The organism is Neobacillus sp. FW104-15D2, from assembly GCF_058790155.1.
The window spans coordinates 221,129-236,353 of record NZ_JBYTCJ010000001.1; the positions used below are offsets into that span (position 1 = coordinate 221,129).

The window sequence follows — 15,225 nt, forward strand, 5'->3', positions numbered from 1 at the left end:
ATGGCTAACAAGATTTTAATCGTAGACGATGCAGCTTTTATGAGAATGATGATAAAGGATATTTTAACGAAGAATGGCTTTGAGGTTGTGGGCGAGGCAGCCGATGGCGCTCAGGCGATTGAGAAATACAAGGAGACACACCCTGACCTTGTAACAATGGATATTACTATGCCAGAAATGGATGGAATTACTGCATTAAAAGAGATCAAGAAGTTAAATCCAAGCGCAAAAGTGATTATGTGTTCAGCTATGGGCCAGCAGGCAATGGTTATCGATGCCATCCAGGCAGGAGCAAGAGACTTTATTGTAAAACCCTTCCAGGCTGACCGTGTTATAGAAGCGATTTCAAAAGCGCTGGTCTAATGAAATGAGGGTGCACGCCTTGGTTAATTTGGAAAAAGGCATAAAAATATTGTTACTGGTTTTTATTGCTCTGCTTGGCTCCCAGCATACGGCCTTTGCAGAGCAAATGAATAATAGTGTAAAAGATTGCATTAAACACCCCGAAAAATGCAAGGATACTGTGACACCAGTGAAAAGTGGCGGGGAGCAGAAGGCGAAAGCCCAGGAGGTAGGAGTTACTTTTTGGGATTTTGTAAGAATGATTTTTGCTACAGCCTTTGTCGTTGCCCTGCTCTATTTTCTGCTAAGGTTTATCAATAAAAAAAGCCGGGTGTACAAAAACTCGCAGCTGGTGGAAAACCTTGGGGGAACCAGTCTAGGCGCTAACCGTTCGGTTCAAATTATAAAAGTTGCGAACCAGCTTTTTATAGTAGGTGTTGGGGAAAGCATTCAGCTGTTAAAGGAAATTGAGAACGAAAATGAGCGAAACCAAATTATCGATGATTATAACAGCAGGATGGAACAGCTTATCCAGCCAAGCGATATTGTGACAAAGATCGTTGAAAGAACCAGGAAGCTTCAGTCATCAAACGGAAATGGAGAGTCTTTCTCTGCCGTGCTAAAAACTCAGCTGGACGATATTTCCAAAGGAAGAAAGAAAATTTTCGATAAGCTGGAGAAGAAGGAGTCAGACAAGCAATGAATCAGTTCGTGGATTTTTTTAATACCAGTTCACCTGAGAATGTTTCTACATCCGTTAAACTTCTCCTGCTATTGACGGTGCTTTCATTGGCTCCCAGCATTTTAATATTAATGACATGTTTTACACGGATCGTCATTGTTCTTTCCTTTGTCAGAACGGCGCTCGCTACACAGCAAATGCCGCCTAATCAGGTTATTGTCGGATTGTCATTGTTTTTAACTTTTTTTATAATGGCTCCCACTTTTCACGAGGTGAACGACAAAGCCCTGACACCGTTATTTGATAACAAAATCACTTTAAATCAGGCTTACGACAGAGCAGCAGTGCCTTTCAAAGACTTTATGAGCGATCATACAAGGCAGAAAGACCTTTCATTGTTTCTCGAATATTCTAAAGCGAAGCAGCCAAAATCAGTAAAGGATATACCGCTTACTGCACTTGTTCCTGCTTTTGCAATTAGTGAAATAAAAACAGCGTTCCAGATTGGCTTTATGATCTTTATTCCTTTCCTTGTAATAGATATGGTGGTTGCGAGTGTCCTAATGTCGATGGGGATGATGATGCTTCCCCCAGTTATGATCTCACTTCCTTTTAAAATATTATTATTCGTTCTGGTCGACGGCTGGTATTTAGTCGTCAAATCCTTACTACAAAGCTTTTAAGCAGGTGAACAGAAATGAGTCCAGAAACAGTAATATCAATAGCTGAACGTGGAATTTATACCGTTCTGATGGTATGCGGCCCGCTTATGTTAATAGCGCTTGTGGTAGGCCTGATCATCAGTATTTTTCAAGCAACAACCCAGATTCAGGAGCAAACACTTGCCTTTGTTCCCAAAATTATTGCTGTCATGCTGGGAATAGTATTCTTTGGTCCCTGGATGCTGAGCCATATGCTTTCATATGCGAGTGAAATATTTTCTAATTTAACTAGGTTTGTAGGCTAAGCAATGAATGAATTATATCCAAATTTTCCTGCATTTTTACTTATATTTGTTCGTGTAACATCTTTTTTTCTAATGATGCCGCTCTTTTCATATCGGACCATACCTGCAGCACATAAGATAGGGATGGGGTTTTTCCTCGCATGGATTATTTTTTATACCATCCACCCACCTGTGTTGGAAGTGAATTTGGTTTATTACCTCCTGATCATCAAAGAAGCTATGGTTGGCTTATTAATTGGGTTTATGGCCTATATGATTATGTCAGCCATTCAAATTGCCGGAGGCCTCATTGACTTTCAAATGGGATTTGCCATAGCAAATGTTATTGATCCGCAAACTGGGGCACAAAGCCCTCTGATGGGCCAATATTTATATACTTTCGGACTTCTTCTGTTACTAACAGTAAATGGACATCACCTTTTGATTGACGGCATTTATCACAGCTACCGGTTTATTCCGATTGATAAACCATGGCTGCCTCTGGGTGATGCAAACGTGGCCGAATATGTTGTTAAATCTTTTAGCACCACATTTATGACAGCCTTTCAAATGTCTATACCGGTTGTTGGCAGCTTGTTTCTCGTAGACATTGCTCTTGGGATTGTTGCCAGAACCGTCCCGCAGCTAAACATTTTCGTTGTCGGAATGCCAGTTAAAACAATCGTTGGCTTTTTAGTTGTTATCGCTGTAATGGGAGCTATGATTGCAGCTGTATCCAATATGTTTCAATCCATGCTGGTTTCGATGAGAAGCCTTATGGAACTGCTTGGAGGTTCTTAAATGCACTTGTTAAAGCTGGATTTGCAACTTTTTGCAGGTGAAAAAACTGAAAAAGCTACCCCAAAGAAAAGGCACGAAGCCAGAAAAAAGGGACAGGCAGCAAAGAGCCAGGACATAAACACTGCAGCCGTTTTATTATCCGTTTTTCTATATATGCTCTTTGCAGGAAATAGTTTAAAAAGTGGAATATTTGATTTGTTCAGCCATTCTTTTCAGCAAGATAGTTTGCTAATGGAGTTGACAGAAAACAATGTACAGGCCCTTCTGGCTGCTACTTTAAAAGCAATTGCTTTATATCTTGGACCAATCTTGCTAGTTGCACTTTTAGCAGGTGTTGCTGCTAATTATGCTCAGGTAGGGATTATTTTTTCAGCAGAAGCGATTCAGCCAAAGTTTGAAAAAATCAATCCTATTAGCGGTTTTAAAAGAATCTTTTCACTCAGAGCAATTATTGAATTAATTAAATCGATTTTAAAAATAGGATTTGTTGGGGCTGTTACATTTTCTGTTTTATGGACAAAAATGGATCAGATACTGGCACTCTCTCAGAAACCAGTTGGAGCAGCTTTCGCCCTTATTGGGGGACTGACGGTGGATATGGGATTATATGCCTCTGGAGCGCTGCTATTTTTGGCTCTATTGGATTTTCTCTATCAAAAATATGATTTCGAAAAAAATATCCGAATGTCCAAGCAGGATATTAAGGATGAATATAAAAGTACCGAGGGCGATCCGCTAATCAAATCAAAAATAAAGCAAAGGCAAAGAGAAATGGCGATGAGAAGAATGATGCAGGAAGTCCCTAAGGCGGATGTTGTCATCACGAATCCTACCCACTTTGCCATTGTAATTCAATATGATGAAGCAAAAAGGGATGCACCAGTTGTCGTAGCAAAGGGCGCTGATTTTCTAGCTCAAAAGATTAAAATGATCGCTAAGGAACATGATGTCATTATGGTAGAAAACCGCCCCCTTGCAAGAGCACTTTACAGCCAGACCGAAATAGGAGATTCCATACCGGAAGAGTTTTTCAAGGCGGTTGCTGAAATTCTTGCTTATGTATATAGAATTAAAAATAAAGTGGAATAAACAGCCCGCGTCGACTGTTTAGCGCCTCACCAAGTACCACCTGGCTGTATGCCGGGGCAATATTTAACTAAGCAAGCAAATGAATTTATAATATTCTAGTAGAAAAATTGATTTCGCCATGTTCGAATAGTGGGGAATTAAGGAGAGAAATACTATGTCAGGCAGAGACTTATCAGTATTGTTAAGTGTGATATTAATAATTGCTATGTTGATCATCCCCTTTCCAACATGGCTCCTTAGCATACTGATTATTATAAATATATCCCTGGCTCTGCTCGTTTTGCTTATTTCGATGAACATGACAGAACCGCTCCAATTTTCCGTTTTCCCTTCATTACTGTTATTGCTGACGCTGTTTCGTCTTGCATTAAATGTTTCGACAACCCGTGCTATCCTGACTCACGGGGACGCGGGGGATGTAGTTGAAACCTTCGGAACATTTGTAGTTGGCGGAAACGTTGTTGTAGGACTTGTCCTTTTTCTTATCTTAATCATCATACAGTTTATTGTTATCACAAAGGGAGCGGAACGTGTTTCTGAAGTTGCGGCACGTTTTACTCTGGATGCGATGCCAGGAAAGCAGATGAGTATTGATGCTGATCTGAATGCTGGAATGATATCGGAACAGCAGGCAAGAGAACGCCGTGAAAAAGTATCAAGAGAAGCGGATTTTTACGGGGCAATGGATGGTGCGAGTAAATTCGTAAAAGGAGATGCGATCGCGGCCATTATTATTGTGCTGATCAACTTAATTGTCGGCATGATTATAGGGGTACTCCAGCAGGGAATGTCTGCAGCAGATGCTGCTCAGCATTTCTCTCTGATGTCCGTTGGTGACGGTATAGTCAGCCAGGTGCCAGCCCTTTTGATTTCGACTGCAACAGGTATTGTCGTAACCCGTGCTGCTTCGGATGGGAATTTGGGTAAAGACATTACATCTCAGCTCCTGGCGTACCCGTACATGCTTTATATTGCAGGTGGTACCATTTTCCTTCTTGGCCTTTTTACACCCATTAATGACTTCCTTACTATTCCGGTTGCCGGTTTGCTTGCAGTTGGAGGCTATATGTTCTCACGTGCACCAAAAACAGATAAGGTACAGCTTCAGGAAATGGAAGAGGAAATTGAGACTGATGAAATGAAGAGCCCAGAAAGCGTGGTTAATCTTCTAAATGTCGATCCTATCGAATTTGAATTTGGATACGGGCTTATTCCTTTGGCTGATGCGAACCAAGGCGGAGACTTACTTGACAGGATTGTCATGATTCGCCGGCAGCTCGCGATTGAACTGGGATTGGTTATTCCCGTTGTTCGGATTCGCGATAATATTCAGCTGCAGCCAAATGAGTATCGATTAAAGATTAAGGGAAATGAAATGGCAAGAGGCGAGCTTTTGCTAGATCACTATCTCGCGATGAGCCCTGGGATTGAAGATGATTCCATAGAAGGTATTGATACAATTGAGCCTTCCTTTGGTCTTCCTGCTAAATGGATACCTGAAGAAATGAAGGAACAGGCAGAAATTTTCGGTTACACAGTGGTGGATCCGCCTTCGGTTGTGTCCACACATATTACAGAAACGATTAAAACATATGCAAGTGATCTGCTTGGAAGGCAGGAAACGAAACAGCTGATCGATCATCTGAAAGAATCATATCCAATTCTTGTGGAAGAGGTCACTCCGAATCCGTTGTCTGTTGGCGAGGTCCAAAAGGTTCTGGCAAAACTTTTAAGAGAAAATGTTTCCATCCGGAACCTGCCTGTTATTTTTGAAACACTGGCCGACTTCGGAAAGGTGACATCTGATACCGATATTCTTGCGGAATATGTACGGCAGTCGCTTGCCAGGCAGATAACCAATCAATATTCGGTTCAGGGGGATACATTAAGAGTAATAACTCTTTCAGGAAAGATAGAAAAAGCTATTGCCGATGCAATCCAGCAAACAGAACACGGCAACTATTTATCATTGGACCCTTCACTTTCGCAGGCCATATTGGAATCGATTGCCTCGCAGGCAGAACAGCTTTCGTTAATGGAACAGACACCCATTGTTCTTTGTTCGCCGGCAGTAAGAATGTACGTAAGACAAATGACAGAAAGATATTTTCCAAAAATGCCTATACTCTCCTACAATGAGCTCGAAGCAAATGTGGAAGTACAAAGCGTTGGGGTGGTGAACATCGATTGAAGGTAAATAAATTCACGGCTCCCTCCATGCCTGAAGCAATGAAGCTTGTAAGGGCTGAACTTGGAAATGATGCCGTTATCCTAAATTCCAGAGTAGTCGAAAGCGGAGGTTTTTTAGGCTTTTTTCGAAAGAAAAACTTTGAAGTGATAGCCGCTGTTGACCCTGCCCCTAAGCAGGAATTTAAACCATTAATAAAAGAAAAGACAAAACCAAAGCTGAACCATGAGTCATTTAAAAAAGAAGAAAACAAAGCGGAAGACTTAGTAATCCAGTCTAGATCAGATTCAGATCTGATCAAAGAAATTAATGGCCTTAAAGATATGATAAGAAAAGAATTGGGCAATCCAGACAGGCTTAGACCTGTTTATCCTGAACCCATTAATCATATCCAGCAATTAATGGAGGAACAGGAAGTAGCCAGAGACCTTCAGGAACATTTTATTTCTGCTTTATTGGAAAGATGGTACAGAAATGGACAAGAAGGCCATGAAAAGAAGGTTACATTCTGGTTTCGTGAAGAGCTCGATGAATATCTGCGAAATTGCCAGTTTGGCGGCATTTCCTTTACTAAAAAATTTGTTAATGTGGTGGGTCCTACCGGTGTAGGAAAGACCACAACACTAGCGAAGATGGCAGCAGACTGTGTTATTAAATATAAAAAGAAGGTTGCCTTTATCACAACAGATACCTATAGAATCGCAGCCATCGACCAGTTAAAAACCTATGCCAAAATACTGGACGTTCCTATTCAGGTATGTTACAACGTGGAGGATTTTCAGGAAGCGGCTAGAAAGTTTGAAAGCTTTGATCTTATTTTGGTTGATACTGCAGGCCGAAACTTCAGGAATCCTCAATATGTAAAGGATCTGCAGAAAATCATTGATTTTGATCAGGAAATGGAAACTTTTTTGGTATTATCTCTTGCTGCAAAACAGAAGGACATGGAGGAAATATATAAACAGTTTTCTGCTATCAAGATTAATAGTTTAGTTTTTACCAAAGCGGATGAAACTTCTATTTATGGTTCTATGATCAATATGATGCATTCCCATAAAGTGGGGATTTCCTATATAACCAATGGACAAAATGTACCAGATGATATGATGGCAGCCAGCCCGGAACCTATAATTAATCTATTGCTAGGGGTCGAACGCCATGAATGACCAGGCAGAAAGCTTGCGATTGAAACTGACAAAAATGGCAGCGGGCTCGAGAACAAAAGCAATTGCAGTAGTTAGCGGTAAGGGAGGAGTAGGGAAATCCAACTTTTCTCTGAACTTTTCCTTATCCCTTGTTAAAAGCGGGTCTTCAGTCCTCCTGTTAGATATGGATATAGGAATGGGAAATATTGATATATTAATGGGAAGATCATCAGGTAAAACAATTGTTGATTTTCTGCAGGGTTCATCGTCCTTAAAAGAGGTTGTTCTGAATGGTTTCGGCGGTATTGACTATATTGCCGGAGGATCTGGGCTTTCACAGTTGGTGAAAATGGAGGAAGACCAGGTGTCTTTCCTTATCCAAGAACTTGAGGCTCTGCTAGGGAAGTATGAATACGTGATATTTGATATGGGTGCAGGGATAAATGAGGAGTCGTTAAGGTTCCTGCTATCAGCAGATGAAATTTTTGTTGTTACTACCCCGGAGCCAACATCAATTATGGATGCATACGCGACAATGAAATTTTTACATCTGGCGAATCCTGAACTCCCTTTTTTCCTTATCGCAAATAAGTCGCCTTCCCCGAAAGAAGGCGAGGAAACATTAAAAAGATTAAGCAATGTCCTTAAAAAGTTTTTAAGCTTTGAACCAATCAAGCTTGGGATTATACCGGAGGACCGTTCTATACAGCAGGCAGTCAGCAGACAGATTCCCTTTCTTGAATTAAACCCTAAATCGTCGGCTTCAAAAGCACTGACAGATTTGTCAGAACGTTATAAACAAAACAAATTGCAGGATACCCAACAGGTTACCTCTCTCCCTTTTGTTTCAAAGTTAAAGAAGTTTCTCTTTGAAAGTTAGGAGCATAAGCATGCAAAAAATCAGGACTCTCATCGTAGATGATTCAGCATTCATGCGTAAGCTGATAAAGGATATTCTCTCCGCTTCGCCTAGAATAGAAATTCTGGGAACAGCGCGAAATGGGGAAGAAGCACTTGAAAAGATTAAAGAAGGACGTCCTGATGTCGTCACGATGGATGTGGAAATGCCAGTTTTAAACGGCATGGATGCATTGAAAATTATTATGAAAGAAGCCCCGGTCCCGGTTGTAATGCTGTCAAGCACAACGAAAGAGGGAGCGGAGAATACGTTAAAGGCTATACAGTATGGTGCTGCGGATTTTGTAGCCAAGCCTTCCGGATCTATTTCACTTGATTTAGAGAAGATTGGCCAGGAACTGATTCAAAAGGTTATATCAGCTAGTAAAGTAAATATAAAAAACTTGATCAGGCCACAAACTATTACAAAAAAAGCACACCAGCAAAGAATCGATTATAGTAAAATAGACCCAGAGAAAGAAATTTTAATAGAAGAACTAACAGCTTCGGACTGGGAGGCAGCTTCTAAGAAATTAGTTTGTATAGGTACCTCAACGGGCGGGCCAAGGGCTTTGCAAAATGTTCTTACCAAATTACCAGCGGGAATTAAAGCCCCCATTTTAATCGTTCAGCATATGCCGCCAGGCTTTACAAAGTCACTGGCCGACAGACTCAATTCGATCTGCCATATCACTGTCAAGGAAGCTGAAGATGGTGAGGCTTTGAAGGAAGGAGTTGCCTATATTGCACCAGGAGGTTTCCATTTAAAAGTCAGCTCGGATACAAAAGGTCCGGCTATTAAGCTTGATCTATCAGCTCCGGAAAATGGCCATAGGCCTTCAGTGGATATCATGTTTGAATCAGCTGCCGACCTTCGTAACTTTGCGAAAATCGCAGTGATAATGACAGGAATGGGTGCTGATGGAACAAATGGGTTAATTGCTATGAAAAAAAATGGAGCAGTAAAGGCAATTGCAGAATCAGAAGAAACATCTGTTGTTTTTGGGATGCCAAAAGCAGCAATAGCGACAAAGCTTGTAGATGAAGTGCAAAGCGCAGACAATATCGCAAATACCATTATGAAATATGTTTAAAGGCCGAGGGGTGAAGTTATATGGAAATGAGCCAATATTTAGAAGTCTTTATTGAAGAAAGCAAAGAACATCTTCAATCCTGCAATGAACACTTGCTGGAGCTTGAAAAAAATCCGGAGAACCTGACGATTGTGAATGAAATTTTCCGTTCCGCGCATACCCTTAAAGGAATGTCAGCAACTATGGGATATGAGGATCTTGCCAAGCTGACCCACCAAATGGAAAATGTTTTGGATGGCATTCGGCAGTCAAAGATTCCAGTTACACCAGCTTTATTGGATGTTGTTTTTCTGGCAGTGGATGATTTGGAAGCCATGATAGAGTCTATTTCTGAAGGCGGAGATGGAAAGCGCGACGTAACCGAAGCCGTAAGGAAATTAACTTTAATTGAAAAAGGTGAAAGCCCCGATGAAGCGGCTGCAAAGGAAGAAATTGCATCAGCTGCCGTGGCAGAAGCCCCTTTAAAGAATACATATGACGAGTTTGAAATTACGGTTATTCAGCAATCAATGGAGCAGGGATTTTATCCTTTTGAAGTAAGCATTACTTTACGTGAGGATTGTTTACTTAAGGCGGCCCGCGTGTTTATGGTGTTTGAAGCAGCTGAAAAGCTGGGTGAAGTGATAAAGGCGAACCCTCCTGTAGAACAGCTGGAGGAGGAACAATTTGATTCTTCTTTTACTATCACCCTAGTTTCTAAGGAAGATAGAAGTTTAATAGAAAAGGCAATCATGAATGTTTCTGAGGTAGTGAAGGCTGAAGCTCTGAAGATTTCATCCGACTCCCTTCGCACACCAAAAGAAGAAAAGCCTGAACAACCGGTTAAAAATGACATAATTGAAAAAGTTCAGACGCCCGCTGCTCCTTCCGCTGAAAAAGAGGAACAGAGTGATAACAAGGAACAAAACCGAGTTAAACAAGGAAATCAGGCTAATAAAACGATTCGTGTAAATATTGAACGGCTTGATATATTAATGAACCTATTTGAAGAACTGGTTATTGACCGCGGCAGACTTGAACAGATTTCTCGGGAATTAGACAATCCTGCTTTGAATGAAACCGTTGAAAGGATGTCACGTATTTCGGGAGATTTACAGAATATCATCCTCAACATGAGAATGGTACCTGTAGAAACCGTATTTAATCGTTTCCCTCGTATGGTACGCCAGCTTGCTAAGGATCTTAATAAAAAAATTGAGCTTGAAGTTATAGGAGCAGAGACGGAGCTCGATAGGACTGTAATCGATGAGATTGGAGACCCGCTGGTTCATTTACTTAGAAATGCCCTTGATCATGGGGTTGAAACACCTGATATTCGTAAAGCAAATGGAAAAGCAGAAACGGGGACCATACGCCTAAAAGCCTTCCATAGCGGCAACCATGTCTTTATTGAAATAGAAGATGACGGGGCAGGAATCAACCGGGATAAAGTCCTTGAGAAAGCAATCAAGAATGGAATTATTAATGAAAAGGCAGCCAGTGCCCTAACCGATAAGCAGGTATATGAATTGATTTTTGCTTCAGGATTTTCGACTGCTGATAAAATCTCAGATATTTCAGGGCGCGGTGTCGGTCTGGATGTTGTGAAAAATACGATCGAATCTCTTGGAGGCTTTGTTACAATCGACTCCGAGCTGGGGAAAGGTTCTATTTTTTCAATTCAGCTCCCATTAACATTATCCATTATTTCGGTAATGCTGGTGGAAATTCAGGAAGAAAAATACGCTGTGCCTCTTTCCTCCATTATTGAAACTGCTATCGTCAGAAAAGACGAGATTTTAAATGCACATAATCAAAAGGTCATTGATTTCCGTGGCAAGGTAGTACCACTTCTTTTCTTGAAGGATCTTTTTGAAGTGCCTTCTGTAAAAGAGAATGATGCTTTTTATTCCGTGGTTATTGTTCGAAAAGGTGATAAAATGGCCGGTCTTGTGGTTGATTCCTTCATTGGACAGCAGGAAGTGGTTTTGAAATCCCTTGGCAATTACCTGTCAGGTGCGTTTGCTATCTCCGGGGCTACTATTCTTGGAGACGGAGAGGTAGCGCTTATTGTTGATTGCAATGCATTAATAAAATAGGGAAGCCAATTGAAAAAACAGGGGTGAACCATTGTGGCAGAAGCAACAGCTTCAGAATTAAAAATAATTGTTTTTCAACTAAAGGAAAAAGAGTATGCCATACCTGTCAGCCAGGTCCGTTCCATTGAAAAGATTCAGCATATTACGAGAATTCCTGGAACTGCAGCTTTTATAAAAGGGGTTATTAACCTTCGAGGTGTTGTTACTCCTATTATCGATTTAAGAAAAAGATTTAACCTGGACGAAGAGGAATACAGCGACAGTACAAGAGTAATCATCGCGACTCTTGGAGAAATTGAAGTTGGCCTGATTGTTGATTCAGCAAATGATGTCCTTGATATTGCATTTGATTCGATTGAACCTGCGCCGGAAATTGTGGGGGGGATTGATACCCCGTTTATAAACGGGGTTGTGAAAATCGAGAAGAGATTATTAATCCTGCTTGATTTAGCTAAAGTCCTTAATGAAAATTGGAAGGGACCGCTAAACTCGGTAGAGGCGTAAAGGTTAGCATATGGCATTTTTTCAGTTTTCATCGCTTCATCTTGATATCTTAAAGGAAATTGGAAACATAGGAGCAGGAAATGCTGCTACCTCCCTTTCAAAGCTTTTAAATAAAAGAATTGACATGAAGGTGCCTGATGTCAAAATTGTTTCTTTTGATGAAATAGTAGAGTTGGCCGGAGGTGCAGACTCTGTTGCTGCCGGGGTTTTTCTAAGAATTGAAGGTGAGGTACCGGGGAATATGTTCTTTATCCTTCCTCTTCCTCAGGCAGAGAACTTCATCAGGCAAATGATAGGAGAGAAGGAATTTTCCTTTTCCGATCCTGTTCCAAATGAAATGGCGTTTTCCGCACTTCAGGAGCTGGGAAATATTCTGGCAGGATCATATTTATCTGCTTTATCGGACTTCACTGATCTCGCACTTTACCCGTCAGTTCCAGCTCTTAGTATTGATATGGCAGGTGCCATTATTGGCTCCGGGCTTATGGAGCATTCACAGGCAGGTGACTATGCGATTGTAATTGATACTTCCTTTAATGAGGATATGGGTGGCACATTAAAGGAAGTGAGAGGGCATTTCTTTTTACTGCCTTTTCCGGATTCATTCAAGACCATTTTTAAAACTCTCGGAGTTAATGAAGATGAATAGCATGGAAGTAATCAAAGTCGGAATTGCTGACATGAAAATGGTTAAATCGCCAAATACAATTCGCACATCCGGACTCGGCTCCTGTGTTGGCGTGGTCATTTATGACCTTTTAAAAGGGATAGCAGGACTTGCTCACATCATGCTGCCAGACTCCGGCCTTGCCAAGGAAAATGAATTTAATCATGCGAAGTATGCTAATACCGCTATAAAACAGCTTGTCCAACTTCTTATGGCTGAGGGAGCGAGATCTCACTCTCTTTCCTCAAAGCTTGCAGGAGGAGCGCAAATGTTTCAATTCACATCTGGAAGCGACATGATGAGAATCGGACCAAGAAATGTTGAAGCAGTCAAAAAGGAATTAGAAATCCTTCATATTCCCATCCTTGGTGAGGATATTGGCGGAAATAGCGGACGGACCATTGAATTTGATCCTGGGACGGGTATGCTAAAGATTCGGACAGTCAACAAAGGAACGCATGAAATCTAATAAAGACTTTTGGCTATGTGAAAGCTCATTATTAAATTTTTTAAATTAATTGGGGCAAAAGGCGAGTGACTCAAGCGGGGAAAGCAAGACATGGGGGACCTCGGAGCCGCGAAGAGCCATAAAGTATTCGAATAAACCAGAATAACCAACCTACAGCTCGCCGCAAAGCGGAAAGTAGCTGTTAATGGTTGCTTCTCACGAACAGGCAATTGCTTGACCGCCCGCGGAAAGCGAGTGCCTGGAGCTTTAAACATAGGTATACTTTTAATTAGATGGCAAGGGCTAAAAACCGGTAAAAAGGCCTGTTTATATAACTGGAAAAGGTTTGGTACAATGGCTGTAACTGCCATATCGCCCGTAGGGAATAGGAGGAGTAAAATGGTACATATTTCTGCATCAGAAGAAAAATCATACTGGGATAAGTGGAATAGCACACGTGATGCGGACGCAGGAAACTTTCTCGTAAAAAAATATTTACCGCTCGTCTCTTACCATGTCCAGCGGATATCTGCAGGCTTGCCGAAAAATGTTTCCAGGGATGATTTAAATAGCCTGGGTTTAGTGGGGTTATACGACGCACTGGAAAAGTTTGATCCTTCACGGGATTTAAAATTTGATACTTATTCATCATTTAGAATCCGTGGTGCGATTATTGATGGGCTAAGAAAAGAAGATTGGCTGCCGAGGACGACCAGAGACAAAGCTAAAAAGATAGACGCCGCTATTGAAAGGCTTGAACAGAGCCATCTTGGAAAAGTGTCTGCTTCGGACATTGCCAAGGAGCTTGGAATGGATGAGGATGAGGTTTATTCCACTATGACTGAGCATTTCTTTGCCAATATATTATCAATAGATGAACAGCCTTCTGATCAGGATGATAAAGAAGGGGCTTCCTTTCTTCTGAAGGACGATAAAACAGAACTTCCTGAGGACAAGCTTCTTAAAGAGGAAATGTATGAAAATCTAGCAAATCATATTGAGGGTTTAAGCGAAAAAGAGCAATTAATTATCAGTTTATTCTATAAAGAAGAGCTGACTTTTACTGAAATTGGACATGTCATGAATTTATCAACATCTCGTATCTCACAAATTCACTCGAAAGCTCTTTTTAAATTAAGGGAATCACTTGGTAAAATAATATTCTAGCAGATTCGGCTCGCAGTTCACTTAGAAAAAGAACAGCGGGTCTTTCATTTTAATAAAAATTACGCTCTTAAACTTTTAAAATCTCTAGCTCCGGCGCCAGAAATGGGCGCTTGCGCTTTTCTAAGGGAAGTGAGTACATGAGCCTTAAGTCTGTTGAAATGCAGATTGCACTGCCAAGGACTCATGAAGCCGGAAAGCTTCAGGAACAGCTTCAGCAAAGAGGCCAAGTTTCAAATCATCATGCTGCTGCAGAACTCGAAAGGGAAGCGGAGAAAAACAGGAGCACAGTTATAAAGCAGGAGCAGAAAGAACGGCCCCAATTAAACTCTGGCAACAGCAGCTCCGGCCAGCAAAACGGAAAGCAGAAAAGCAAAAAGCAGGAAAATTCATCTTTGGATGAAAGCGGGAAGGAAAAGCACCCGTATAAGGGAACCATCATTGACTTTAGCGGATAGAGGGGTAAAATGAGTACTTTTCTTTTAGTGGTCAGCTTTTTATTAAATGCTTTAACCATTTATGCAATTATTGTTTTATATACAAGGCAAAATAGGCTGGCTGATCTTGATAAAAAGCAAGAAAGAATAATAAAGGATATGGAAGACCTGATTTCTTCGTATCTTTTTGAAATGAAAGAAGAAAATGAGAAATTTCTTTACAGGTTTGAAAATATAAATGACGAGGCACCAGAAAAATCTTTTGCACCTAAAAAACCAGCAGTCCAGACACCTCCATCTGTGAAAAACCAGCCAGAAAAGGATAGCGAATTTCCTTTCGAAATGACTGCGCCTTCAACATCTCGCTTACTTGCGGCAAGGGCATACCAAACGAATCATGTTCCTTTAGAGAAACTGGAGGCTGAGGAACCATCTGATAGCTTAGATTCAGATGAAAGCAATAAAACTGTCAGCAAAGAAAGTATATCAGAAGAAAATGAGAGAGGAAAATTGATTAAAGTGCTTCCCAAAGAGGAAACACTTGCAGAACAGGTTATAAAGCTTCAAAAACAGGGCAAAAGTATTGAAGAAATTGCCCGTCAGCTTAAGCGGGGCAAAACAGAAATAGAGCTTATCCTTAAATTTCAGCAAAATAAACCGTAATAACTTGATTGTGTAACCGACATGTGCTATATTATTTCATGGTGTTAATACACACGCTTATGGATTTAAACAGATGGTGC

General features: G+C 41.0%; 17 protein-coding genes. All 17 read left to right on the forward strand.

Annotated features, from left to right (window positions below; translation table 11 throughout):
• The 17 genes from AC3WR0_RS01140 to AC3WR0_RS01220 all read left to right on the forward strand — a co-directional run bounded on the left by AC3WR0_RS01140 (position 1) and on the right by AC3WR0_RS01220 (position 15,145).
• Positions 1 to 363 (forward strand): response regulator, encoded by a 363-nt coding sequence (locus AC3WR0_RS01140; protein WP_492550616.1) that lies wholly within the window; start codon positions 1 to 3, stop codon positions 361 to 363.
• Between the two features lie 19 nt (positions 364 to 382).
• Positions 383 to 1,045, forward strand: a complete 663-nt coding sequence (locus tag AC3WR0_RS01145) for a flagellar biosynthetic protein FliO (protein ID WP_492550617.1) — start codon at positions 383 to 385, stop codon at positions 1,043 to 1,045.
• The gene (gene fliP / locus AC3WR0_RS01150) at positions 1,042 to 1,707 is read left to right on the forward strand and encodes a flagellar type III secretion system pore protein FliP (protein ID WP_492550618.1); all 666 of its coding nucleotides are present in this window, start codon (positions 1,042 to 1,044) and stop codon (positions 1,705 to 1,707) included. The genes AC3WR0_RS01145 and fliP overlap by 4 nt, the downstream gene beginning before the upstream one ends.
• Positions 1,708 to 1,721: 14 nt before the next feature.
• Complete coding sequence (fliQ, locus tag AC3WR0_RS01155) at positions 1,722 to 1,991, forward strand: flagellar biosynthesis protein FliQ (RefSeq protein ID WP_027323402.1); 270 nt, start codon at positions 1,722 to 1,724, stop codon at positions 1,989 to 1,991.
• 3 nt (positions 1,992 to 1,994) lie between these two features.
• Entirely contained in the window at positions 1,995 to 2,771 is a 777-nt protein-coding gene (gene fliR / locus AC3WR0_RS01160) for a flagellar biosynthetic protein FliR (RefSeq protein WP_492550619.1), read from the forward strand.
• Positions 2,772 to 3,860, forward strand: coding sequence for a flagellar biosynthesis protein FlhB (flhB, locus tag AC3WR0_RS01165; RefSeq protein WP_492550620.1), 1,089 nt, complete (start codon positions 2,772 to 2,774; stop codon positions 3,858 to 3,860).
• Positions 3,861 to 4,014: 154 nt separating this feature from the next.
• Positions 4,015 to 6,051, forward strand: coding sequence for a flagellar biosynthesis protein FlhA (flhA, locus tag AC3WR0_RS01170; RefSeq protein ID WP_027323405.1), 2,037 nt, complete (start codon positions 4,015 to 4,017; stop codon positions 6,049 to 6,051).
• Positions 6,048 to 7,214 (forward strand): flagellar biosynthesis GTPase FlhF, encoded by a 1,167-nt coding sequence (flhF, locus tag AC3WR0_RS01175; RefSeq protein ID WP_492550621.1) that lies wholly within the window; start codon positions 6,048 to 6,050, stop codon positions 7,212 to 7,214. The genes flhA and flhF overlap by 4 nt, the downstream gene beginning before the upstream one ends.
• Positions 7,207 to 8,073, forward strand: coding sequence for a MinD/ParA family protein (locus AC3WR0_RS01180; RefSeq protein WP_492550622.1), 867 nt, complete (start codon positions 7,207 to 7,209; stop codon positions 8,071 to 8,073). Before flhF ends, AC3WR0_RS01180 begins: the two co-directional genes overlap by 8 nt.
• Before the next feature lie 10 nt (positions 8,074 to 8,083).
• The gene (locus AC3WR0_RS01185) at positions 8,084 to 9,184 is read left to right on the forward strand and encodes a protein-glutamate methylesterase/protein-glutamine glutaminase (RefSeq protein ID WP_492550623.1); all 1,101 of its coding nucleotides are present in this window, start codon (positions 8,084 to 8,086) and stop codon (positions 9,182 to 9,184) included.
• Between the two features lie 20 nt (positions 9,185 to 9,204).
• Positions 9,205 to 11,262, forward strand: a complete 2,058-nt coding sequence (locus tag AC3WR0_RS01190) for a chemotaxis protein CheW (RefSeq protein ID WP_492550624.1) — start codon at positions 9,205 to 9,207, stop codon at positions 11,260 to 11,262.
• A 33-nt stretch (positions 11,263 to 11,295) separates the two neighbouring features.
• A complete protein-coding gene (locus AC3WR0_RS01195; protein WP_492550625.1) occupies positions 11,296 to 11,766 on the forward strand; it encodes a chemotaxis protein CheW in 471 nt (156 codons plus the stop codon).
• A gap of 10 nt (positions 11,767 to 11,776) precedes the next feature.
• On the forward strand, positions 11,777 to 12,415 hold the full coding sequence (locus AC3WR0_RS01200) for a chemotaxis protein CheC (protein WP_492550626.1): 639 nt from the start codon (positions 11,777 to 11,779) through the stop codon (positions 12,413 to 12,415).
• The gene (locus AC3WR0_RS01205) at positions 12,402 to 12,902 is read left to right on the forward strand and encodes a chemotaxis protein CheD (protein ID WP_492550627.1); all 501 of its coding nucleotides are present in this window, start codon (positions 12,402 to 12,404) and stop codon (positions 12,900 to 12,902) included. Before AC3WR0_RS01200 ends, AC3WR0_RS01205 begins: the two co-directional genes overlap by 14 nt.
• Positions 12,903 to 13,280: 378 nt before the next feature.
• On the forward strand, positions 13,281 to 14,048 hold the full coding sequence (locus AC3WR0_RS01210; RefSeq protein WP_492550628.1) for a FliA/WhiG family RNA polymerase sigma factor: 768 nt from the start codon (positions 13,281 to 13,283) through the stop codon (positions 14,046 to 14,048).
• Positions 14,049 to 14,185: 137 nt separating this feature from the next.
• On the forward strand, positions 14,186 to 14,503 hold the full coding sequence (locus AC3WR0_RS01215; RefSeq protein WP_492550629.1) for a hypothetical protein: 318 nt from the start codon (positions 14,186 to 14,188) through the stop codon (positions 14,501 to 14,503).
• A gap of 9 nt (positions 14,504 to 14,512) precedes the next feature.
• Positions 14,513 to 15,145, forward strand: a complete 633-nt coding sequence (locus tag AC3WR0_RS01220) for a hypothetical protein (RefSeq protein WP_492550630.1) — start codon at positions 14,513 to 14,515, stop codon at positions 15,143 to 15,145.
• Positions 15,146 to 15,225: the final 80 nt, after the last annotated feature.